This window comes from Serratia sp. NCCP-200 (genome assembly GCF_059697885.1).
The window spans coordinates 309,374-330,855 of the sequence record NZ_BAAKUJ010000003.1; the positions used below are offsets into that span (position 1 = coordinate 309,374).

Genomic DNA, 21,482 nt, shown 5'->3' on the forward strand with positions numbered 1-21,482 from the left:
CTCATATGTAGGGGCGCACATGCTGCGCCCGCCGGGTTATCTCACCGGGGGAACGGGGAACGCATCGCGAGTCATCCAGGCCAGATGCGCCTGGATATCGGCAGGCCAGTGCGTAATTCGCTCGGCAAACAGCTTGCCGTCGTGGCCAAAAAGTGCGCGCGTGGCTTCTTCATAGCCTGGTAAAGAGCCGGCGATGGCGCTCATAAAGCGATAGCTGTTCTCTTTGATACGGCGTTCATTATCCTGCTCGACCGTGGTGCGCCGGGCTTCATCAACCAGGCGACGTAGTGCCGCAGAGGCTCCACCACGCTGTTGTGCCAGCCATTTCCAGTGACGGGGAAGAAGCGTCACTTCGCGGGCTACCACGCCGAGCTTGGGCCTCCCAACCGAGGGCTGAGCTGCCGGTTCGCCATCAAGCTCAGCGACATCGCCATCAGGCTGAGGCCAAACGTAGCCTGCTGGCCAAGGGTAATCCACTTGGGAGCCGGTAGCATCATCAAACACTAACAGCCCCCCGGCAGTGAGATCCAGCGCAGCCAGTGCTTGTGCAACTTCGGCATAAGACCCGGTGGCTACCCGTTGATGCTGCAAGAAGGCGGTACAGCTTGGCGTATTGACGGTTTTCATGTGTTTTATATCCGGGTTAAATTATTTTACCCGGGTAATTTGACCGGTTCATCGTGGTAAGTCAAGTTCAGTTCGATTCTGCTGCAGAGTAAACTGCACTTTATTTATCCTCCACAGTTTTAATGTTACTATTCGCGAGGCTGTGAACAGCCGCTGGAGGTTCGGGTGTGATTAACGGACCAAGTTGTGCGTCAATCTGGCAATTGTGGGCGAGATATGACGCATAACTGACTCAACACTAACCAAAATATCTGTACTGCATGTGATCTGTCGTGTGGGTCACCACTGTAGATAAGGAATTATGAATGCCTGTTATTACTCTTCCTGACGGAAGTCAGCGTCAATACGACCACGCCGTTTCCCCGATGGATGTTGCCCGTGATATCGGCCCTGGCCTTGCCAAAGCCTGTATCGCCGGCCGCGTTAACGGTGAGCTGGTCGATGCCAACGATGCTATCGAATCCGATGCACAACTGGCCATCATTACCATCAAAGATGCCGAAGGCCTGGAAATCATGCGCCACTCCTGTGCGCACCTGCTGGGTCATGCGATCAAACAGCTCTGGCCCGATACCAAAATGGCCATTGGTCCGGTGATCGACAACGGTTTCTACTATGATGTTGACCTCGACCATACCCTGACGCAGGAAGATCTGGATCTGCTGGAGAAGCGGATGCATGAATTGGCCGACAAAGATTATGACGTCATCAAGAAAACAGTGAGCTGGCAGGAAGCCCGCGACACCTTCGCAGCCCGTGGCGAAAGCTACAAGGTGGCGATTCTGGATGAAAATATCAGCCATGACGATCGCCCAGGCCTGTATCATCACGAAGAATACGTAGATATGTGCCGTGGCCCGCACGTGCCGAATATGCGTTTCTGCCACCATTTCAAACTGCAGAAAACCTCCGGTGCCTACTGGCGTGGCGACAGCAAAAACAAAATGCTGCAACGTATCTACGGCACTGCCTGGGCAGACAAGAAGCAGCTGAATGCCTATCTGCAACGCCTGGAAGAAGCGGCCAAGCGTGACCACCGCAAGATCGGCAAGCAGCTCGACCTGTATCATATGCAGGAAGAAGCCCCTGGCATGGTGTTCTGGCATAACGACGGCTGGACCATCTTCCGCGAACTGGAAGCCTTTGTGCGCATGAAGCTCAAAGAGCACCAGTATCAGGAAGTGAAAGGGCCGTTTATGATGGACCGTGTGCTGTGGGAAAAAACCGGCCACTGGGAAAACTACAAAGACGCCATGTTCACCACGTCTTCAGAGAACCGTGAATATTGCATCAAGCCGATGAACTGCCCGGGCCACGTGCAGATCTTCAACCAGGGCCTGAAGTCTTACCGTGACCTGCCGCTGCGTATGGGCGAGTTCGGTAGCTGCCACCGTAACGAGCCATCAGGTTCGCTGCATGGCCTGATGCGTGTGCGTGGCTTCACCCAGGACGATGCCCATATCTTCTGTACCGAAGATCAGGTGCGTTCCGAAGTGAACGACTGCATCAAAATGGTCTACGATATGTACGGTGTCTTTGGCTTCGAAAAGATTGTGGTGAAACTGTCCACCCGTCCAGAGAAGCGCATCGGGACTGACGAAATGTGGACTCGAGCCGAAAACGATCTGGCCGCTGCGCTGACTGAAAACGGGATTCCGTTTGAATATCAGCCGGGTGAGGGCGCTTTCTACGGACCAAAAATTGAATTTACCTTGCATGATTGTTTGGATCGCGCATGGCAATGTGGTACCGTGCAACTCGATTTCTTCTTACCGGGCCGTTTAGGCGCGTCGTATGTTGGCGAAAACAACGAACGCGTGGTCCCGGTAATGATACACCGTGCTATTCTTGGCTCCATGGAGCGCTTCATCGGTATCCTTACCGAAGAATATGCCGGTTTCTACCCGACCTGGATTGCTCCAGTGCAGGTAGTGGTGATGAATATCACCGACAGCCAGTCTGATTACGTCCAGCAATTGACCAAAAAACTGCAAGATGCAGGCATTCGGGCAAAAGCGGACTTGAGAAACGAGAAGATTGGCTTTAAAATTCGCGAACATACTTTACGACGGGTTCCATACATGTTGGTGTGCGGTGATAAAGAGGTCGAATCAGGCAAAGTTGCCGTTCGTACCCGCCGTGGCAAAGACCTGGGGAGCCTGGACGTACAAGAAGTCGTAGACAAGCTGCTACATGAGATACGCAGCCGAAGTCTTCATCAACTGGAGGAATAAAGTATTAAAGGCGGAAAACGAGTTCAACCGGCGCGTCCAAATCGCATTAACAAAGAAATTCGCGCGCAAGAAGTTCGCCTAACCGGCGTCGATGGCGAGCAGATTGGTATTGTCAGTCTGAATGAAGCTCTTGAAAAAGCTGAGGAAGCGGGTGTTGATTTAGTAGAGATCAGCCCAAATGCCGAACCGCCAGTTTGCCGGATCATGGATTACGGCAAATTCCTCTACGAGAAGAGCAAGTCGACCAAAGAACAAAAGAAGAAGCAAAAAGTTATCCAGGTTAAGGAAATCAAATTCCGTCCTGGCACCGATGATGGCGACTATCAGGTCAAACTACGCAACCTGATTCGCTTTCTGGAAGACGGCGATAAAGCCAAGATCACCCTGCGTTTCCGCGGGCGTGAAATGGCGCACCAGCAGATCGGTATGGAAGTGCTTAACCGCGTCCGTAAAGACCTGTGTGAAGATATTGATCTGGCAGTGGTCGAATCCTTCCCAACAAGGATCGAAGGCCGTCAGATGATTATGGTGCTCGCACCCAAGAAGAAACAGTAAGGCTTCCAAGTAATCGAACCCACGCCGTGCAAGCGTGCGTGGGTTTTATTCGCCTCACTGATTCGTTGTTTAACAATGCGAAGTGGATTTAATTAACATGCCAAAGATTAAAACTGTACGTGGTGCAGCCAAGCGCTTCAAAAAGACCGGCAGCGGTGGTTTTAAGCGCAAACATGCTAACCTGCGTCATATTCTGACCAAAAAAGCAACCAAGCGTAAACGTCATCTGCGTCCGAAAGGCATGGTGTCTAAAAACGATCTGGTCCTGGTTACTGCGTGCCTGCCGTACGCATAAGCCATATTTTTTGAATCTAGAATAAGACTTTAGGAGAGAGCATATGGCTCGCGTAAAACGTGGTGTAATTGCACGCGCACGTCACAAGAAAATACTGAAACAAGCGAAAGGTTACTACGGTGCCCGTTCGCGCGTTTATCGTGTTGCCTTCCAGGCAGTAATCAAAGCAGGTCAGTATGCTTACCGTGACCGTCGTCAACGTAAGCGTCAGTTCCGTCAGCTGTGGATTGCACGTATCAACGCAGCTGCTCGTCAGAACGGCTTGTCTTACAGCAAATTCATTAACGGCTTGAAAAAAGCTTCTATTGAAATTGACCGTAAGATCCTGGCTGACATCGCAGTATTCGACAAAGTGGCCTTTGGCGCACTGGTTGAAAAAGCGAAAGCAGCACTGGCGTAAGCTAGTTGAAAAGAGGGAGCTTGCTCCCTCTTTTACTGTTTGTTCCCAATACGGATATTGACATTTATCGGCTGGCGCTATCACACTGGTTGCCAATCCATCGACAAGGTACTACCAACATGCACGCTGTTATTTTCCGCTTCTTTTTTTACTTTAGCGCCTGATTTTAGGAGGCTTTGCGCGTAAGAAAAGAAACGGAAAGTAGCGCCCAAGCCTCCCAAGTGGAGGCTTTTTTGTTTTTGGCCACCTTCTGCGCCTTCAGGCCCACGGCACTTGCTTGGCTTCGGCTTGAAATTCTTTGAAGATCAACCAAAGGCGTGTTGGAATAATAGATAACAATTACTTAGGGCCACAAGGCCAGAGGAAGAGGAAAGCAATGTCACATCTCGCAGAGCTGGTTGCCAACGCCAAGGCAGCCGTAGAAGATGCCCAAGATGTTGCCGCGTTGGATTTGGTACGCGTCGAATATTTTGGCAAGAAAGGTCATTTTACCTTACAGATGCAGTCCCTGCGTGAAGTGCCAGCGGAAGATCGCCCGGCAGCCGGGGCGGTGATCAACCAGGCAAAACAGGAAGTTCAGGATGCGCTGAACGCGCGTAAGAACGCATTGGAGTCTGCGGTGCTGAACGCTCGTCTGGCGGCGGAGACCATCGACGTCTCGCTGCCGGGGCGTCGCCTGGAGAACGGTGGCCTGCACCCGGTTACTCGCACCATCGATCGTATCGAAACCTTCTTTGGCGAACTGGGCTTCTCGGTAGAGACCGGCCCGGAAATCGAAGATGATTACCATAACTTCGACGCGCTGAATATCCCAGGACATCACCCGGCCCGTGCAGATCACGATACCTTCTGGTTTGACGCGACGCGCCTGCTGCGTACCCAAACCTCTGGCGTACAGATCCGCACCATGAAGAACCAGCAGCCACCGATCCGCATCATCGCGCCGGGCCGCGTGTATCGTAACGACTACGATCAGACGCATACCCCGATGTTCCACCAGATGGAAGGGTTGATCGTCGACAAGGACATCAGCTTCACCAACCTGAAAGGGACGCTGCACGATTTCCTGAACAACTTCTTTGAAGAAGACCTGCAGGTTCGTTTCCGTCCTTCCTATTTCCCGTTCACCGAACCTTCTGCCGAAGTGGATGTCATGGGCAAAAACGGCAAGTGGCTGGAAGTGTTGGGTTGCGGCATGGTGCACCCGAACGTACTGCGCAACGTGGGCATCGATCCGGAAATCTATTCCGGTTTTGCCTTCGGTATGGGTATGGAGCGTCTGACGATGCTGCGTTACGGCGTCACCGACCTGCGTGCGTTCTTCGAAAACGATCTGCGTTTCCTCAAACAGTTTAAGTAAGGCGGGAATATCACATGAAATTCAGTGAACTCTGGTTGCGCGAGTGGGTAAACCCGGCCATCAGCAGCGAAGCATTATCCGATCAAATCACCATGGCCGGCCTGGAAGTAGACGGCGTTGAGCCGGTGGCTGGCGTGTTCAACGGCGTGGTCGTGGGCCATGTGGTGGAGTGCGGTCAGCACCCGAACGCCGACAAACTGCGCGTAACCAAAGTCGATGTGGGCGGTGAACGCCTGTTAGATATCGTTTGTGGTGCGCCAAACTGCCGTGCTGGCCTGAAAGTAGCCGTTGCTACCGTCGGTGCCGTGTTGCCTGGTGACTTTAAAATCAAGGCTGCCAAGCTGCGTGGCGAGCCTTCTGAAGGCATGCTGTGTTCGTTCTCCGAACTGGCGATTTCAGACGATCATGATGGCATCATTGAGCTGCCGGTAGATGCACCGATCGGCACCGATATCCGTGACTATCTGCAACTGAACGATAGCGCGATTGAAATCAGCGTCACGCCGAACCGTGCCGATTGCCTGGGCATCATTGGCGTCGCGCGCGACGTTGCCGTGCTGAACCAACTGCCGCTGACCGAGCCGGATATGAGCCCGGTAGCTGCCACTATCCCCGATACCCTGCCAATCCGTGTCGAAGCCCCTCAGGCGTGCCCACGTTACCTTGGCCGCGTAGTGAAAGGCATCAACGTGAAGGCACCTTCACCGCTGTGGATGCGCGAGAAGCTGCGCCGCGCGGGTATTCGCTCGATTGATGCCGTGGTTGATGTGACCAACTACGTGCTGATGGAACTGGGCCAGCCAATGCACGCCTTTGACCTCAATCGCATTGAGGGCGGTATCGTGGTGCGTATGGCTCGCGAAGGTGAAACCCTGCGTCTGCTGGATGGCAACGAAGCCAAACTGCAGGCAGACACCCTGGTGATTGCCGATCAGCAAAAAGCGCTGGCCATGGGCGGCATCTTTGGCGGTGAACACTCTGGCGTGAATGACGAAACCCAGGATGTGCTGCTGGAGTGTGCTTTCTTCAGCCCACTGTCGATTACTGGCCGTGCTCGCCGTCATGGCCTGCATACCGATGCTTCACATCGTTACGAGCGTGGCGTAGATCCGGCACTGCAACATAAAGCGATGGAGCGTGCCACACGCCTGCTGATCGACATCTGCGGTGGTCAGGCTGGTCCAATCATTGACGTTAGCGATGAGAGCACCTTACCGAAACGTGCCACCATTGCGCTGCGCCGTGAAAAGCTGGACCGACTGATTGGCCACGTGGTGCCAAGCGAGCAGGTGAGCGATATTCTGCGTCGCTTGGGTTGCCAGGTTACCGAGCAGGGCGACAACTGGCTGGCGGTGGCGCCAAGCTGGCGTTTCGATATGGAGATCGAAGAGGATTTGGTGGAAGAGGTGGCCCGTGTCTATGGCTACAACAACATCCCGGATGTGCCAGTGCGCGCCGACCTGGTGATGACCAAACACCGCGAATCCGATCTGACCCTCAAGCGTGTGAAGACCATGTTGGTCGATCATGGCTATCAGGAAGCAATTACTTACAGTTTTGTCGACCCGAAAGTGCAAGCGTTGCTGCACGCAGGTGAAGAAGCCCTGATCCTGCCAAGCCCTATCTCGGTAGAGATGTCTGCAATGCGTCTGTCACTGTGGACAGGCCTGCTTTCGGCGGTGGTTTACAACCAGAATCGCCAGCAAACTCGGGTGCGCCTGTTTGAGAGCGGACTGCGCTTTGTGCCTGATACTGCGGCAAATCTGGGTATCCGTCAGGATGTCATGCTGGCTGGCGTGATTGCCGGGCATACCCATGATGAGCATTGGGATCTGGCAAGAAAGCCGGTGGACTTCTATGATTTGAAAGGGGATCTGGAGTCGGTATTGGAGCTGACCGGTAAATTATCCGAAATTCAGTTCAAGGCAGAGTCCAATCCCGCCCTGCATCCTGGGCAAAGTGCGGCCATTTATTTACACGGCGAACGTGTCGGTTTCATCGGTGTGGTTCACCCAGAACTTGAACGTAAACTGGATCTTAACGGCCGTACTGTGGTATTTGAATTGGAGTGGAACAAGCTCGCAAGCCGCGCCGTGCCTCAGGCCCGTGAGGTTTCTCGCTTCCCTGCAAACCGCCGCGATATCGCCGTTGTAGTGGCTGAAAACGTCGCCGCAGAAGATATTTTGGCAGAGTGTAAGAAAGTTGGCGCAAATCAGGTAGTTGGCGTAAACTTGTTTGATGTGTACCGTGGCAAGGGCGTAGCTGAGGGTTATAAGAGCCTGGCTATCAGTCTGGTGTTGCAGGATACCGCCCGTACACTGGAAGAAGAGGAGATTGCCGCTACCGTTGCAAAATGTGTAGAGGCTCTAAAACAGCGATTCCAAGCATCCTTGAGGGATTGAACCTATGGCGCTTACTAAAGCTGAAATGTCAGAACATCTGTTTGAGAAGCTAGGGCTTAGCAAACGGGATGCCAAAGACCTGGTAGAACTGTTCTTTGAAGAGGTCCGTCGAGCTTTGGAGAACGGAGAACAGGTCAAGCTGTCTGGTTTTGGCAATTTTGATTTGCGAGACAAGAACCAACGTCCGGGACGCAACCCGAAAACCGGTGAGGACATTCCGATTACGGCGCGCCGCGTGGTCACTTTCCGTCCGGGACAGAAACTGAAAAGCCGGGTGGAGAACGCCAGCCCGAAAGAGTAGGTTACACAACGCCAAAAAGGCCGCGCAAGCGGCCTTTTTCTTTTGAAGCGGTTTACAAACCTCAACTGGTCAGCACTGCATGCTGTTCCCATCTATTACCATTATCGCCTCGATGACTGGCCGTGCCAGCCGCTGCTTTCCCCATCATTCGTTCACTCAGTCCTTCCCCTAAACGTCCGAACCTCCTACTATTTGCTGCAAGACGTTATTTTCAGGCCGCTATCGGCCAGTAGGGAAGTTGTGTAGTTATGCCGAGCAGTCAGACCTTCACTTTGTTACAACAGCATCAACACCGCCGTGATAAACGCTATTTGACCTGGCTGACGCTGGGCGTCGTACTGGCGTTTGCCTTCAGCCTGAGCGCCGGAGATCTGTGGATCTGGCCTGCGCAGTGGTTGGGGGAGCCTGCACAGCTGTTTGTCTGGCAACTGCGCCTGCCACGAGCGCTGGCGGTGATGCTGGTGGGGGCAAGCCTGGCGGTGGCCGGGGCGGCGATGCAGGCTCTGTTTGAGAACCCATTGGCGGAGCCTGGACTGCTTGGCGTATCCAACGGTGCTGGGGTAGCGCTGGTGCTGACGGTTCTTTTCGGCAACGGCCTGCTGCCGGTGGCGCTGATGAGCATGAACGCCATCGCAGGCGCCCTGGTGATGACCTTCCTGTTGCTGATGTTTGCCCGCCGTCGCCGCTTGAGCAACGCACGTTTGCTGCTGGTGGGGGTAGCGCTGGGGATTGTGTGCAGCGCGATCATGACTTGGGCCGTGTATTTCAGTTCGAGCCTCGACCTGAGGCAACTGATGTATTGGATGATGGGTGGTTTCGGCGGGGTGGATTGGCGGCAGAAATGGCTGCTGCTAGCCCTGTTGCCGATGCTGCTGTGGCTATGCGCGCAAGGCAAGGTGCTGAACTTGATGGCGCTTGGCGAAATGCAGGCCCGGCAGTTGGGTCTTTCCCTGCACGTATGGCGTAATCTGCTGGTGCTGGCCATCGGCTGGCTGGTGGGCACCAGTGTGGCCTTGGCGGGCGTGATTGGCTTTATCGGCCTGGTGATCCCGCATATTTTGCGCCTCAGCGGTTTGACCAACCAACGTTACCTGCTGCCTGGCTGCGCCTTGGCAGGCGCGGGCGTATTGTTAGTGGCGGACGTGGTGGCGCGAATTGCGCTGTTTTCGGCGGAATTACCCATCGGCGTGGTCACTGCAACGCTGGGAGCGCCTCTTTTTATCTGGTTACTGGCGCGGACAAAAAGCGTAAGGTAAACCGGCTGCCGGTAATGTTCGGCGGCGTTTTTCTGTCTCACCTGCAAATAAAACCAAAGGAAAACATCTGATGAGCAACCCCATTTATGCCATTCCCCTGCAAACCATTGAGAACCAATCTACCACGCTGAACGCCTATGCCGGCAAAGTACTGCTGGTGGTCAACGTAGCGTCGGAATGCGGCCTGACCAAGCAATATGAAGGTCTGGAAAAGCTTTATGAAACCTGGCGTGAGCAGGGTTTTGCGGTGTTGGGCTTCCCTTCCAATGAGTTTCTTGGCCAGGAACCGAGCAGTAATGAGGAGATCCTGGCGTTCTGCCGTGGCACCTTTGGCGTCCAGTTCCCGATGTTTGCCAAAATTGAAGTCAATGGTGAGGGCCGTCATCCGCTGTATCGGGAACTGATTGCCGCACAGCCACAGGCCGTCGCACCAGAAGGCAGTGGTTTCCTGGAGCGGATGAGCAGCAAAGGCCGTGCGCCGAAGCACACCGGCGATATCCTGTGGAACTTTGAGAAATTCTTGATTGGCCGCGATGGTCAGGTGATCCAACGCTTCTCGCCGGATATGACGCCGGAAGATCCACTGGTGTCCGAGGCCATCAAACAGGCTTTGGCCAAGTAAAGGAGCGATCAGAACCATGCTGCAGCTCAGTGAGGTAGGGGTAGAAGGGCGATTGATGCCGTTTTCTGGGCAGATCGCCGCTGGGTTGCAGGTGCACCTGATCGGCCCAAACGGAGCGGGTAAGAGTACTCTGTTGGCCAGATTGGCGGGTATGCTGCCAGGGCTTGGCGAAGTTCGGCTGTCTGGGCGTTTGCTGGAAGCGTATACGGGGAATGAACTGGCAAAACACCGGGCTTATCTGTGCCAGCAGCAGCCTCCGGTTGCGCTGATGCCGGTATTTCAATATCTCGCCTTACATCAGCCCGCCGGGGCGGACGAAGGTGACCTGGAAAAAGCCATCCTGTATTTGGCACGTAGCCTAAAGCTGGCAGATAAATTATCCCGCATGTTGACTCAACTCTCTGGGGGGGAATGGCAACGGGTGCGGCTGGCCGCAGTATTGTTACAGGTTTGGCCAACGGTTAACCCGCTAAGCCAATTACTGCTGCTGGATGAACCGACCAACAGCCTGGATGTGGCGCAAAAGGTGGCGCTCGATCGCCTGTTGCGCGAATTTTGCCAAAGTGGCCGCAGCGCCCTGGTTTGCGCTCACGATCTCAATCATACCTTGCAACAGGCCGATCGGGTCTGGTTGCTGCAAGCCGGAAGGTTGGTCGCCGAGGGGGGAACCCACGAGGTCATGGAGCCGGAGTTATTATCCAAGGTTTATGACGTGGATTTTCATCTGCAGGCGGTAGGGGAACAGCGCTGGATTATGACCAAAACGGCCTAGCGATGTTTAGCTGCTATTTTAATCGATTAATTAGAAGTTAAACGGAAAGTAAACGTGCTCGATATAATTCCCCTGCATGGGGACAAATTCTCTGGTTAAGCTCACAAAATAAGATGGATAATCCACGATTACCTGCTACGCTAATCGGGTTGAAAAAAATAAGTAAAAAAATATAACTGCATAACTCAATGATTATTCAACTAATTATAAGTTCTTTGATGAAGAAGTTTTACAGAAGGTTTCCTGATAATAATTTCTCCCTTAAGGTTTAGTTAAGCTTGCTCAAGTACATTGGCAGTTAATCCACCAGTGATCATTCTTTGCGACGTTTACTATTCGTTAAATGTAAAAGTCTTACAGTAGTTTAAAGAAAATCGAGACGTTTGGGGTTTAATTATGGATCAATTCCTGCCTTTTTCACGCCCGGCCATTGGGGATGAAGAAATTGCGGCGGTAGAAAAGGTGTTGCGTTCTGGCTGGATCACCACCGGGCCGCAAAATCAGCAGTTGGAAAGCGAGTTTTGCCGAACTTTCGGCTGCAAGCATGCGGTTGCCGTCTGCTCTGCAACGGCGGGGATGCACATCACTCTGATGGCTCTGGATATCGGGCCAGGGGATGAAGTCATTACCCCTTCACAAACCTGGGTTTCCACCCTCAACATGATCGAATTGCTTGGCGCTACGCCGGTGATGATCGATGTTGACCGGGACACTTTGATGGTCAGTGCAGCCGATGTTGAGGCGGCCATCACCCCACGTACCAAAGCGATTATTCCCGTTCACTATGCGGGCGCACCATTACCGATGGATGAACTGCGCGCAGTGGCTGAACGCCACAACCTCCCCCTGATTGAAGATGCGGCTCACGCCGTAGGCACCCGTTTCGATGGTGAATGGGTGGGCGCGCGGGGTACTGCCATTTTCTCTTTCCACGCCATCAAAAACCTGACCTGTGCTGAAGGCGGCCTGATCGCGACCGATGACGATGAACTGGCCGATCGCGTCCGCTGCCTGAAGTTCCACGGCCTGGGCGTTGACGCTTTTGACCGCCAACTGCAGGGGCGTAAGCCGCAGGCAGAAGTGGTTGAACCTGGCTACAAATACAACCTGTCAGATATTCATGCGGCGATTGCTGTGGTGCAGCTGGCGCGTTTGCCAGAGTTGAACGCCCGGCGCAAGGTGCTGGCGGAACGTTACCTGGCCGCGCTGCAAGATTCGCCTTTCCAGCCGTTGGGGTTACCAGATTATCCGCACGATCACGCCTGGCACCTGTTTATGGTGCGTGTTGATGAACAACGTTGCGGCATTGGGCGCGATCAACTGATGGAACGGCTGAAAGAAGTTGGGGTCGGCACCGGTCTGCATTTCCGCGCCGCCCATACGCAAAAATTCTACCGCGAACGTTACCCACAGCTGTCACTGCCCAATACCGAATGGAACTCGGCACGCCTGTGCACTTTACCGCTGTTCCCAGATATGACCGAAGCCGATGTCGATCGCGTGGTCAATGCCTTGTCTTCCGTATTGGAGTCTTCCCGTGTCTCGCGCTGAACCTATTAGCAAAGTTTCGGTGGTGATCCCGGTGTACAACGAGCAGGAGAGTTTACCTGCCTTGTTGGAGCGCACCACCGCCGCCTGTAAACAACTATTGCAACCTTATGAAATTATTCTGATTGACGATGGCAGCAGCGACAACTCTGCCGCCATGCTGACAGCCGCCGCGGAACAGCCAGGCAGTTGCATTATTGCCGTGCTGCTGAACCGTAACTACGGCCAGCACTCCGCCATCATGGCGGGTTTCAATCAGGTTAGCGGCGATCTGGTGATCACCTTGGATGCCGATCTGCAAAACCCGCCGGAGGAAATCCCTCGTCTGGTTAGCGTTGCGGAAGAGGGTTATGACGTGGTGGGTACCGTGCGTGCCAACCGTCAGGACTCCTGGTTCCGCAAGACGGCCTCCCGCATGATCAATATGATGATCCAGCGCGCGACCGGTAAATCCATGGGCGACTATGGATGCATGCTGCGTGCCTATCGCCGCCATATCATTGAGGCGATGCTGCACTGCCATGAGCGCAGTACCTTTATTCCGATCCTGGCCAATACCTTTGCTCGCCGTACCACGGAGATTGAGGTGCGTCACGCTGAACGCGAGTTCGGTGACTCCAAATATAGCCTGATGAAGCTGATCAACCTGATGTATGACCTGATCACCTGCCTGACCACCACGCCGCTGCGTCTGCTCAGCGTGGTAGGCAGCGTGATTGCGCTGTCAGGCTTCGTGCTGGCGGTGTTGTTGATCGTGCTGCGCTTGGTTCTGGGGCCGGAATGGGCGGCAGGCGGCGTGTTCACGCTGTTTGCGGTGTTATTCACCTTTATCGGTGCACAGTTTGTCGGTATGGGATTGTTAGGGGAGTACATCGGCCGGATTTATAACGACGTCCGCGCTCGTCCCCGCTATTTTGTCCAGAAAGTGGTCGGTGCCAAACCAACCCAAAATACTCAGGAAGAAGAATGATGAAAGCTATAGTATTTGCTTACCATGATATCGGCTGCGCAGGCTTGAAAGCGCTGACAGAAGCGGGCTATGACGTACAGGCCGTATTTACCCATACCGATGATCCAGGTGAAAACAACTTCTTCTCTTCCGTTGCTCGCCAGGGTGCCGAACTGGAGCTACCGGTGTACGCGCCGGAAGATGTCAATCATCCGCTGTGGGTGGAGCGTATCCGCGAGCTGCAGCCGGATATCATTTTCTCTTTCTACTACCGCAATATGTTGAGCGATGAGATCCTTTCTCTGGCTCCTAAAGGCGGGTTTAACCTGCATGGTTCACTGTTGCCACGCTACCGTGGCCGCGCCCCGATCAACTGGGCGCTGGTGAACGGCGAAACCGAAACCGGCGCTACGCTGCACAAGATGGTCAAACGCCCGGATGCCGGCGCTATCGTTGGTCAGCATAAAGTGGCGATTTCGGAACAGGACACCGCACTGACGCTGCACAAAAAAGTGTTGGAAGCGGCGCAGATTGTCTTGAAAGAACAGTTGCCGAAACTGAAACACGGTACGGCCAGCCTGACGGAGCAAAACGAAGCGGAGGCCAGCTATTTTGGCCGCCGTACCGCTGCCGACGGTGAGATCCAATGGCACAAGTCTGCTCATGAAATCAACAACCTGATACGTGCTGTCACCGAACCTTATCCCGGTGCTTTCAGCTATCTGGGCCAGCGCAAAGTAATCGTTTGGCGCGCACGCGTGCTGGATACCGCGCATGACAAGCAGCCTGGCACGGTGCTGAGCACCACCCCATTGGTGATTGCCTGTGGTGAAGGCGCGCTGGAAATCGTGGCTGGCCAGAGCGAGTCTGGTTTGTATGTGCAAGGCAGCCGCCTGGCAGCGGAAATGGGCATGGTGAGTGACGTACGTCTGGCTGCCAAGCCAAACGCTGTGATGAAGCGCCGGACCCGTGTGCTGATCCTGGGCGTTAACGGCTTTATCGGTAACCATCTCACCGAGCGCCTGCTGCGCGAAGATCGTTACGATATCTATGGCCTAGATATCGGTTCCGATGCTATCAGCCGTTTCCTGGATAACCCACGCTTCCACTTTGTGGAAGGGGATATCAGCATTCATTCCGAATGGATCGAATATCACATCAAGAAGTGCGACGTGGTACTGCCGCTGGTGGCGATCGCCACACCGATCGAATACACCCGTAATCCGCTGCGCGTATTCGAGCTGGATTTCGAAGAAAACCTGAAAATCGTTCGCGACTGCGTGAAATACAACAAACGCATCATCTTCCCGTCCACTTCAGAAGTGTATGGCATGTGCGATGATAAAGAGTTTGATGAGGACACCTCGCGTCTGATCGTCGGGCCAATCAATAAACAACGCTGGATCTATTCGGTTTCCAAACAGCTGTTGGATCGGGTGATCTGGGCCTATGGGGCCAAAGAAGGCCTGAAGTTCACGTTGTTCCGTCCGTTTAACTGGATGGGGCCACGCCTGGACAACCTGGACGCGGCGCGTATCGGCTCATCGCGCGCGATCACTCAGTTGATCCTGAACCTGGTTGAAGGTTCACCGATCAAGCTGGTGGACGGTGGGGCGCAGAAACGTTGCTTTACCGATATCAACGACGGTATTGAAGCGCTGTACCGCATTATTGAAAACCGTGATGGTCAATGCGATGGTCAGATCGTCAACATCGGTAACCCGACCAACGAAGCCAGTATTCGTGAGCTGGCGGAAATGCTGCTGGCCAGCTTCAATGAGCATCCACTGCGCGGCAATTTCCCGCCGTTTGCCGGTTTCAAGGACGTGGAAAGCAGCAGCTATTATGGCAAAGGGTATCAGGACGTTGAGCACCGTACGCCAAGCATCAAGAATGCACGCCGCCTGCTGGGCTGGCAGCCGACCATCGCCATGCAGCAAACCGTTGCCGAGACGCTGGACTACTTCCTGCGTACCACGGTAAAGGAAGGTGATGGTGCATGAAGAAGGTCGGCCTGCGAGTTGATGTAGACACCTTTAGCGGTACCCGTGAAGGGGTGCCGCGCCTGCTGGAACTGTTTGCCAAATACGATATTCAGGCCAGCTTCTTCTTCAGCGTCGGGCCGGACAACATGGGGCGCCACTTGTGGCGCCTGCTTCGTCCCCAATTCCTGCTGAAAATGCTGCGTTCCAAGGCGGCGTCTCTGTACGGTTGGGATATCCTGCTGGCGGGGACCGCGTGGCCTGGGCGGAATATTTCCCGACCTTTGGGGCCGTTGATGAAGCGCACGTTGGAGATGGGCCACGAAGTGGGGTTGCATGCCTGGGATCATCAAGGGTGGCAGGCCAAGGTGGGGCAGTGGTCCAAATCCGAGTTGACGCGTCAGGTTCAGTTGGGCGTTGATGCGCTGGCCAATGCGATCGGCCAGCCGGTCCGATTTTCGGCGGTGGCGGGGTGGCGTGCCGATCAGCGCGTCGTGGAGGTTAAGCAAGGTTTTGGTTTCGAGTATAATAGCGATTGCCGTGGCACCCACCCGTTCCGTCCGCTATTAGAGAACGGCCAGCCGGGCACGGTGCAAATCCCCGTAACGCTCCCCACCTTTGATGAGGTGATTGGCCGTGAAACCAGCATGGCGGATTTCAATGATTATATTCTGCGAGCGATAGAAAACGATGGTGGGGTGCCGGTGTACACCATACATACCGAGGTGGAAGGTATGTCGCAGTCGGCCATGTTCGAACAGCTGTTACAGCGCGCAAAACAGCAAGGCATCGAGTTCTGCCCGCTGAGCGCATTGCTGCCCCGAGACCTGTCATCATTGCCGTTAGGCCGCATTATACGCGCACCATTTCCTGGCCGAGAAGGCTGGTTGGGTTATCAAACCGAAGTTGGGGGAGAAAAGGTTTCATGAAAGCGTTGAAAGGATCCTGGGCCATCGTATTGGCCATTTTTTTTGCCCTGGTGTATCTGCTGCCGGTGAATGGGCGGCTGCTGTGGCAGCCGGATGAAACCCGCTACGCCGAAATCAGCCGTGAAATGCTGGCGCGCGGAGATTGGGTTGTGCCTAATCTACTCGGCCTGCGCTATTTTGAAAAGCCGGTCGCCGGTTACTGGTTTAACAACATTAGCCAGTGGTTGTTCGGCGATAGCAACTTTGCCGTGCGCTTTGGCTCGATATTCAGCACTGGCCTGACCGCCTTGCTGGTCTTTGCTCTGGCCTGGCTGATGTGGAAAAATGCGCGTCGTGCCTACCTGGCGGTGCTGATTTTCCTGTCAATGGTGCTGGTTTTCAGTATCGGTACTTATAGCGTGCTCGATCCGATGATCTCGCTGTGGCTGACGGCAGCTATGGTCAGCTATTACCTGACGCTGAAAGCCACCACAGCCAAAGGTAAGCTGGGTGGCTATGTGTTGCTCGGGCTGGCCTGTGGCATGGGTTTTATGACCAAAGGCTTTCTGGCGCTGGCAGTGCCGGTGATTGCCGTTATCCCCATTGTTATTCAGCAGCGTAAGGTCAAAGATCTGTTCTGCTATGGGCCAGTGGCGATCGTGGTGGCGGTACTGCTCAGCCTACCGTGGGCGCTGGCAGTGGCCCAACGAGAGCCGGATTATTGGAACTACTTCTTCTGGGTGGAGCATATTCAGCGCTTTGCCGAAGAGAATGCCCAGCATAAGGCACCTTTCTGGTATTACATCCCGATCCTGATTGCTGCGGTACTGCCGTGGTTGGGGTTGTTGCCAGGTTCCCTGCTTAAGGGATGGCGTGAGCGTGTGCAGCGCCCGGAGCTGTTTTTCCTGTTGAGCTGGGTGGTGATGCCGCTGATCTTCTTCAGCATCGCCAAAGGCAAGCTGCCGACCTATATTCTGCCTTGCATGGCGCCGTTGGCACTGCTGATGGCGGCTTACGCCGAGGATTGCGCGGGGCAGTTACGTACTCGGGTCTTTAAGGTGAATGCCCTACTGAATGGCCTGTTTGGTCTGATTGGCATTATCGCGTTGTTGCTCATCGGCTCTGGTGTGTTACATAAAGTGCATCTGTTTACCGCCGATGAGTGGCCAAAAATCGTGCTCGGCCTGATTGCCTTTGGTGGTTGGCTGTTGTTTGCCGTGATTTCCGCTCGTGATAACGCAAAACGCTGGACCTGGGCGGCCGCCTGCCCGCTGCTGCTTTGTCTGTTGATCGGCTACGCTATTCCGCAGCAGGTGATCGACTCCAAGCAGCCGCAAAACTTCATTCGTGACAATATCGCCACGCTCAGCCAGAGCCAGTTTGTGCTGGCCGATCGTGTGGGTATCGCCGCTGGCCTGGCTTGGGAACTGAAACGCAGCGATGTGCTGATGTACGGTGAAAAAGGAGAGCTCAGTTATGGCTTGGCGTATCCCGATGCACGTGGCCACTATATCGGCGAAGAAGATTTTGCTGACTGGTTGGCTCAGGCTCGCAAACAGGGGGATGTGTCACTGGTAATGCAACTCTCACGTGGTGAGCACGTACCGACAGATTTGCCACCGCCAGACAGCGTGGTCGAGATGCATCGCATGGCATTGGTATGGTATAAGCAGCAACCATGATGGCGTATTTATTGGTGATCCTGGTTAGCCTGTTCACCTGTGTGGGGCAGCTGTGTCAGAAACAGGCTGCCCTTACCTGGCAACAGGCTGGCGATCGGCGGCGGGCTTTAACGCTGCGCTGGTTGGCGCTGGCGGTGCTGCTATTAGGGCTGGGTATGCTGGTGTGGCTAAATGTGTTGCAGCGCCTGCCGCTCAGCCTGGCCTATCCGATGCTGAGCCTCAATTTTGTCCTGGTGACGCTGGCGGCACGCTGGTTGTTTAACGAGCCGACTACGGTGCGTCATTGGTGCGGCGTGGCGTCGATCATGCTGGGGATCTTGCTGATGAGTCTGCAATCATGAAAGGTTATCTTTGGGGGGCGGGCAGCGTTCTGTTAGTGACGTTGGCCCAGTTGCTGATGAAATGGGGCATGGGGCAAATCCCGCTGTTGTCCTTTGCCGATGTTACCTGGCCGTTACTCAACCAGTACGGAATGGCCTTGATAGCGGTGGCCGTTGGCATCTTCGGCTATGCATTATCAATGCTGTGCTGGTTCTTCGCGCTACATTATCTGCCGCTGAACCGGGCTTATCCGCTATTGAGCGTCAGCTACGCGCTGGTTTACCTGGCGGCGGTGATCCTGCCCTGGTTTAATGAATCGGCCACCTTGCTCAAAACGCTGGGGACGCTGTTTATTCTGTTTGGCGTCTGGTTGATTAACAGCCATCGGGCGGCAAAAAATCGTTAATAGCGAAAAAAACGCAGTCGATTCGAATATCTCATGGACAAAACTTGCCTTTTTATTATCTTGAGCGATAAATTAATGCCAAACAGCATTCTCCTTACCTGGGGTGGCGTGGTGAAATATCGCAGGCGGTTGATCCGCTTCGGTGTTCAAGTGAAAGGTAAAATGCGATGCGTGTGTGGTTTCTATTAGCCAGTTTAATTCTCGCCGGTTGCAGCAGCCATGCGCCGCCGCCGAGTGGCCGTTTGTCCGATTCCATCGTGGTGGTAGCGCAATTGAACGAGCAACTGCGTCAATGGTATGGCACCCCGTATCGCTATGGTGGGCTAGATCGCGGCGGTGTCGACTGTTCCGGCTTTGTCTATCGCACCTTCAGCGATCGTTTTGATATGCAATTACCGCGATCCACGGCGCAGCAAACCGGGCTGGGGACCAAAGTCTCGCGCGACGAGCTGATGCCGGGCGATCTGGTGTTCTTTAAAACCGGCAGCGGAGAGAATGGCCTGCATGTGGGGATCTACGATACCAACGACGAGTTTATTCATGCTTCTACCAGCAAAGGCGTGACGCGCTCCTCACTCAACAACGTTTACTGGCGCAAGGTGTACTGGCAGGCGCGCCGGATTTAACGCCCCAAACCCGCTATCTGGTGTATTATGGCAGCACTGCATGATGAGGTGACTGCCATGAATTCCTTACGTTTATTGATTTCCGACTCCTACGATCCCTGGTTTAATCTGGCGGTAGAAGAGTGCATCTTCCGCGAAATGACCACGCAAAAAATCCTCTTCCTGTGGCGTAATGCCGAAACCGTGGTGATCGGCCAGTCGCAGAACCCGTGGAAAGAGTGCAATACCCGGCGGATGGAGCAGGATGGCATTCGTCTGGCACGGCGCAGCAGCGGCGGCGGGGCGGTGTTTCACGATCTGGGCAATACCTGCTTTACCTTTATGGCCGGTAAGCCCGGTTATGATAAAACCGTCTCTACCGGCATTATTCTGGCGGCGCTGAAACAGCTGGGTGTTGATGCTTCGGCTTCCGGACGTAACGATTTGGTGGTCGAAACGGCCGACGGAGTGCGCAAGATCTCCGGCTCAGCCTACCGCGAAACTCAGGATCGCGGTTTTCATCACGGTACGCTGCTGTTGAATGCCGATCTCAATCGCCTGGCAGACTATCTCAATCCCGATCCGAAAAAATTGCAGGCGAAAGGCATCACTTCCGTGCGTTCCAGGGTCGCCAACCTGGCCGAGTTTGTGCCAGAAATCGACCATCAGCAGGTTTGTGACGCCGTCATTCAGGCTTTCTTCGCCCATTATGGTGAAACGGCACAGCCGGAAGTGATCTCCCCGGATGTCTTCCCAGACCTGCCTGATTTTGCCCAGCAATTTGCCAAGCAGAGCAGTTGGGAATGGAATTTTGGCAAAGCGCCAGCGTTTAGCCACTTGCTGAATGAGCGCTTTACCTGGGGTGGGGTGGATATCTTCTTTGACGTGGAGAAGGGCGCGATTGTACGCGCGCAGATCTTCACCGACAGCCTCAACCCTGCCCCCTTACAGACTTTGGCCGAAAAGCTGGTGGGCTGTGCCTATCGCAGCGAGGCGTTGGCAGACTGCTGTGCACAGCTGGTGGAGCAATATCCACAGCAGGAGAGCGAGCTTAGTGAGTTGCGGCGTTGGCTGTTGGAAACCATCAAGTAGTGCTGTGTGGTAAATAAATTAGGAATTTTATTAATAAAATCAGGTGGTCGCCGCATCACCTGATCGTTGAACATCAAAAATGAATTCACACCTTGCATAAGGCTATTAATTTGTAACGATAGCTGCCGCAAAGTAAATTAACGCATCTGACTGCCTGCACAAAAAAACATCGCTAAAACTATCAATTACTTGGCAATGCCTGGCTAATCGCATTACTATTTCTGAACTATCTCCCAGGGATTGATCGGTATAACTTATTGTTATAGGATGTTTTGCACGCCATTAAGCCTCTGGCATTAAAATGAATATTCAATCTGACGTTGATTTTATTAGTCAGTATGTCTTCCTGCCGATTTACGCCATGACGGGAAGATTACTGGCGGTGGAACTTCTCACCCGTTTTACTGGCTCGGGCGATAACCTGGCGATGCCTACGGAAATCGGCCTGCGGTTATTAACCCCGGAACAAAGGATTGAGTTATTCAACGACCAGTTAATGCTGGCCGAAAAGCAGGCCTCGTGGTTTGTTGCCAACAAGGTGCTGTTGACCATTAATATCGAAGAAACAGTTGTCGATTGGCTGCTTGGCAGCGAAGAGCGTCGTCAACGAGTTCAGCAGTTGCCGTTTATTGCCTTTGAAATCAATGAGAGTTTCCCCAACCTTTCCGCGGGGAAAGACAACGGGAAAATCCGCTTGTTAAGTGCTTACTTTTCGCTGTGGCTCGATGGCTTCGGTTCGGGCAAAGCGACGTTGACCGCGTTGTACGATGGTTTATTTGATGTTGTGAAGATCGACAAACGTTTTTATTGGCAATTGGTTACCCAACAGGGATATGACCTGGTTATCGATTCACTGCTTAAGAATATCAATCAACTTTGTAAGGGAGTTATTGTTTGCGGCATTGAGAAACATGAGTATTTCAATAAACTGACCAACACCGGTGTTTTAGGGCTACAGGGATTTTTATGGCCTGCCATCAGTGTGGATAATCTGCGGTCTCTACGCAGGATTGCTGAAGAGTTCGATAATAATAACTGATTTTTGCTTGCACACCGGGGTAAATAGTGGACTGGATGATTTTTACCGTGATCCCAGTACTGATAATTATTGTCGCTTTATCTTTGATAAAGCACTTTAGCCATGCGCGTAGTAGGTCATTAAAAG

At 53.8% G+C, this 21,482-nt stretch carries 22 protein-coding genes and 1 other annotated feature; of the genes, 21 read left to right on the forward strand and 1 reads right to left on the reverse strand.

Annotated elements, in window-relative coordinates:
• Positions 1–36: 36 nt before the first annotated feature.
• Positions 37–627 carry a DUF2239 family protein gene (locus AC6HVW_RS11590; RefSeq protein ID WP_071683679.1) on the reverse strand — a complete coding sequence of 197 codons (591 nt, stop codon included), beginning with the start codon at positions 625–627 and terminating at the stop codon, positions 37–39.
• Between the two features lie 305 nt (positions 628–932).
• Between AC6HVW_RS11590 and thrS the strand changes: the two genes are divergently transcribed.
• The 21 genes from thrS (at position 933) to AC6HVW_RS11695 (ending at position 21,356) form a co-directional block, all read left to right on the forward strand.
• On the forward strand, positions 933–2,861 hold the full coding sequence (gene thrS, locus AC6HVW_RS11595) for a threonine--tRNA ligase (RefSeq protein ID WP_024530019.1): 1,929 nt from the start codon (positions 933–935) through the stop codon (positions 2,859–2,861).
• A gap of 3 nt (positions 2,862–2,864) precedes the next feature.
• Positions 2,865–3,416 (forward strand): translation initiation factor IF-3, encoded by a 552-nt coding sequence (gene infC, locus AC6HVW_RS11600; RefSeq protein WP_071683678.1) that lies wholly within the window; start codon positions 2,865–2,867, stop codon positions 3,414–3,416.
• Positions 3,417–3,513: 97 nt separating this feature from the next.
• The gene (gene rpmI, locus AC6HVW_RS11605) at positions 3,514–3,711 is read left to right on the forward strand and encodes a 50S ribosomal protein L35 (RefSeq protein ID WP_004931418.1); all 198 of its coding nucleotides are present in this window, start codon (positions 3,514–3,516) and stop codon (positions 3,709–3,711) included.
• A gap of 43 nt (positions 3,712–3,754) precedes the next feature.
• Positions 3,755–4,111: a 50S ribosomal protein L20 gene (rplT, locus tag AC6HVW_RS11610; protein WP_004963673.1), complete on the forward strand. Its 357-nt coding sequence runs from the start codon at positions 3,755–3,757 to the stop codon at positions 4,109–4,111.
• Between the two features lie 113 nt (positions 4,112–4,224).
• Positions 4,225–4,349: a sequence feature (Phe leader region), on the forward strand.
• Complete coding sequence (pheM, locus tag AC6HVW_RS11615) at positions 4,231–4,275, forward strand: pheST operon leader peptide PheM (RefSeq protein WP_121608962.1); 45 nt, start codon at positions 4,231–4,233, stop codon at positions 4,273–4,275. Its footprint overlaps the feature before it by 45 nt.
• A gap of 138 nt (positions 4,350–4,487) precedes the next feature.
• Positions 4,488–5,471, forward strand: coding sequence for a phenylalanine--tRNA ligase subunit alpha (gene pheS, locus AC6HVW_RS11620; protein ID WP_021804595.1), 984 nt, complete (start codon positions 4,488–4,490; stop codon positions 5,469–5,471).
• Positions 5,472–5,485: 14 nt separating this feature from the next.
• Positions 5,486–7,873: a phenylalanine--tRNA ligase subunit beta gene (gene pheT, locus AC6HVW_RS11625; protein ID WP_186486048.1), complete on the forward strand. Its 2,388-nt coding sequence runs from the start codon at positions 5,486–5,488 to the stop codon at positions 7,871–7,873.
• A 4-nt stretch (positions 7,874–7,877) separates the two neighbouring features.
• Complete coding sequence (ihfA, locus tag AC6HVW_RS11630; RefSeq protein WP_004943604.1) at positions 7,878–8,174, forward strand: integration host factor subunit alpha; 297 nt, start codon at positions 7,878–7,880, stop codon at positions 8,172–8,174.
• A gap of 248 nt (positions 8,175–8,422) precedes the next feature.
• Entirely contained in the window at positions 8,423–9,430 is a 1,008-nt protein-coding gene (btuC, locus tag AC6HVW_RS11635; RefSeq protein WP_071683676.1) for a vitamin B12 ABC transporter permease BtuC, read from the forward strand.
• 70 nt (positions 9,431–9,500) lie between these two features.
• A complete protein-coding gene (locus AC6HVW_RS11640) occupies positions 9,501–10,052 on the forward strand; it encodes a glutathione peroxidase (protein ID WP_071683675.1) in 552 nt (183 codons plus the stop codon).
• A 16-nt stretch (positions 10,053–10,068) separates the two neighbouring features.
• Positions 10,069–10,824: a vitamin B12 ABC transporter ATP-binding protein BtuD gene (btuD, locus tag AC6HVW_RS11645; protein WP_059200702.1), complete on the forward strand. Its 756-nt coding sequence runs from the start codon at positions 10,069–10,071 to the stop codon at positions 10,822–10,824.
• A 396-nt stretch (positions 10,825–11,220) separates the two neighbouring features.
• Entirely contained in the window at positions 11,221–12,375 is a 1,155-nt protein-coding gene (gene arnB / locus AC6HVW_RS11650; protein WP_021804589.1) for a UDP-4-amino-4-deoxy-L-arabinose aminotransferase, read from the forward strand.
• The gene (gene arnC / locus AC6HVW_RS11655; protein WP_071683674.1) at positions 12,362–13,342 is read left to right on the forward strand and encodes an undecaprenyl-phosphate 4-deoxy-4-formamido-L-arabinose transferase; all 981 of its coding nucleotides are present in this window, start codon (positions 12,362–12,364) and stop codon (positions 13,340–13,342) included. The genes arnB and arnC overlap by 14 nt, the downstream gene beginning before the upstream one ends.
• Entirely contained in the window at positions 13,342–15,324 is a 1,983-nt protein-coding gene (gene arnA / locus AC6HVW_RS11660) for a bifunctional UDP-4-amino-4-deoxy-L-arabinose formyltransferase/UDP-glucuronic acid oxidase ArnA (protein WP_071683718.1), read from the forward strand. Before arnC ends, arnA begins: the two co-directional genes overlap by 1 nt.
• Entirely contained in the window at positions 15,321–16,232 is a 912-nt protein-coding gene (gene arnD, locus AC6HVW_RS11665; protein ID WP_497569438.1) for a 4-deoxy-4-formamido-L-arabinose-phosphoundecaprenol deformylase, read from the forward strand. Before arnA ends, arnD begins: the two co-directional genes overlap by 4 nt.
• Positions 16,229–17,893 carry a lipid IV(A) 4-amino-4-deoxy-L-arabinosyltransferase gene (gene arnT / locus AC6HVW_RS11670; RefSeq protein WP_071683672.1) on the forward strand — a complete coding sequence of 555 codons (1,665 nt, stop codon included), beginning with the start codon at positions 16,229–16,231 and terminating at the stop codon, positions 17,891–17,893. The genes arnD and arnT overlap by 4 nt, the downstream gene beginning before the upstream one ends.
• Positions 17,890–18,234 carry a 4-amino-4-deoxy-L-arabinose-phosphoundecaprenol flippase subunit ArnE gene (gene arnE / locus AC6HVW_RS11675; protein WP_071683671.1) on the forward strand — a complete coding sequence of 115 codons (345 nt, stop codon included), beginning with the start codon at positions 17,890–17,892 and terminating at the stop codon, positions 18,232–18,234. The genes arnT and arnE overlap by 4 nt, the downstream gene beginning before the upstream one ends.
• Entirely contained in the window at positions 18,231–18,620 is a 390-nt protein-coding gene (gene arnF / locus AC6HVW_RS11680; protein ID WP_024486712.1) for a 4-amino-4-deoxy-L-arabinose-phosphoundecaprenol flippase subunit ArnF, read from the forward strand. The genes arnE and arnF overlap by 4 nt, the downstream gene beginning before the upstream one ends.
• 167 nt (positions 18,621–18,787) lie before the next feature.
• A complete protein-coding gene (locus AC6HVW_RS11685; RefSeq protein WP_021178133.1) occupies positions 18,788–19,246 on the forward strand; it encodes an NlpC/P60 family protein in 459 nt (152 codons plus the stop codon).
• A 57-nt stretch (positions 19,247–19,303) separates the two neighbouring features.
• Entirely contained in the window at positions 19,304–20,317 is a 1,014-nt protein-coding gene (gene lplA, locus AC6HVW_RS11690) for a lipoate--protein ligase (protein ID WP_071683717.1), read from the forward strand.
• Between the two features lie 301 nt (positions 20,318–20,618).
• A complete protein-coding gene (locus AC6HVW_RS11695) occupies positions 20,619–21,356 on the forward strand; it encodes an EAL domain-containing protein (protein WP_021804581.1) in 738 nt (245 codons plus the stop codon).
• Positions 21,357–21,482: the final 126 nt, after the last annotated feature.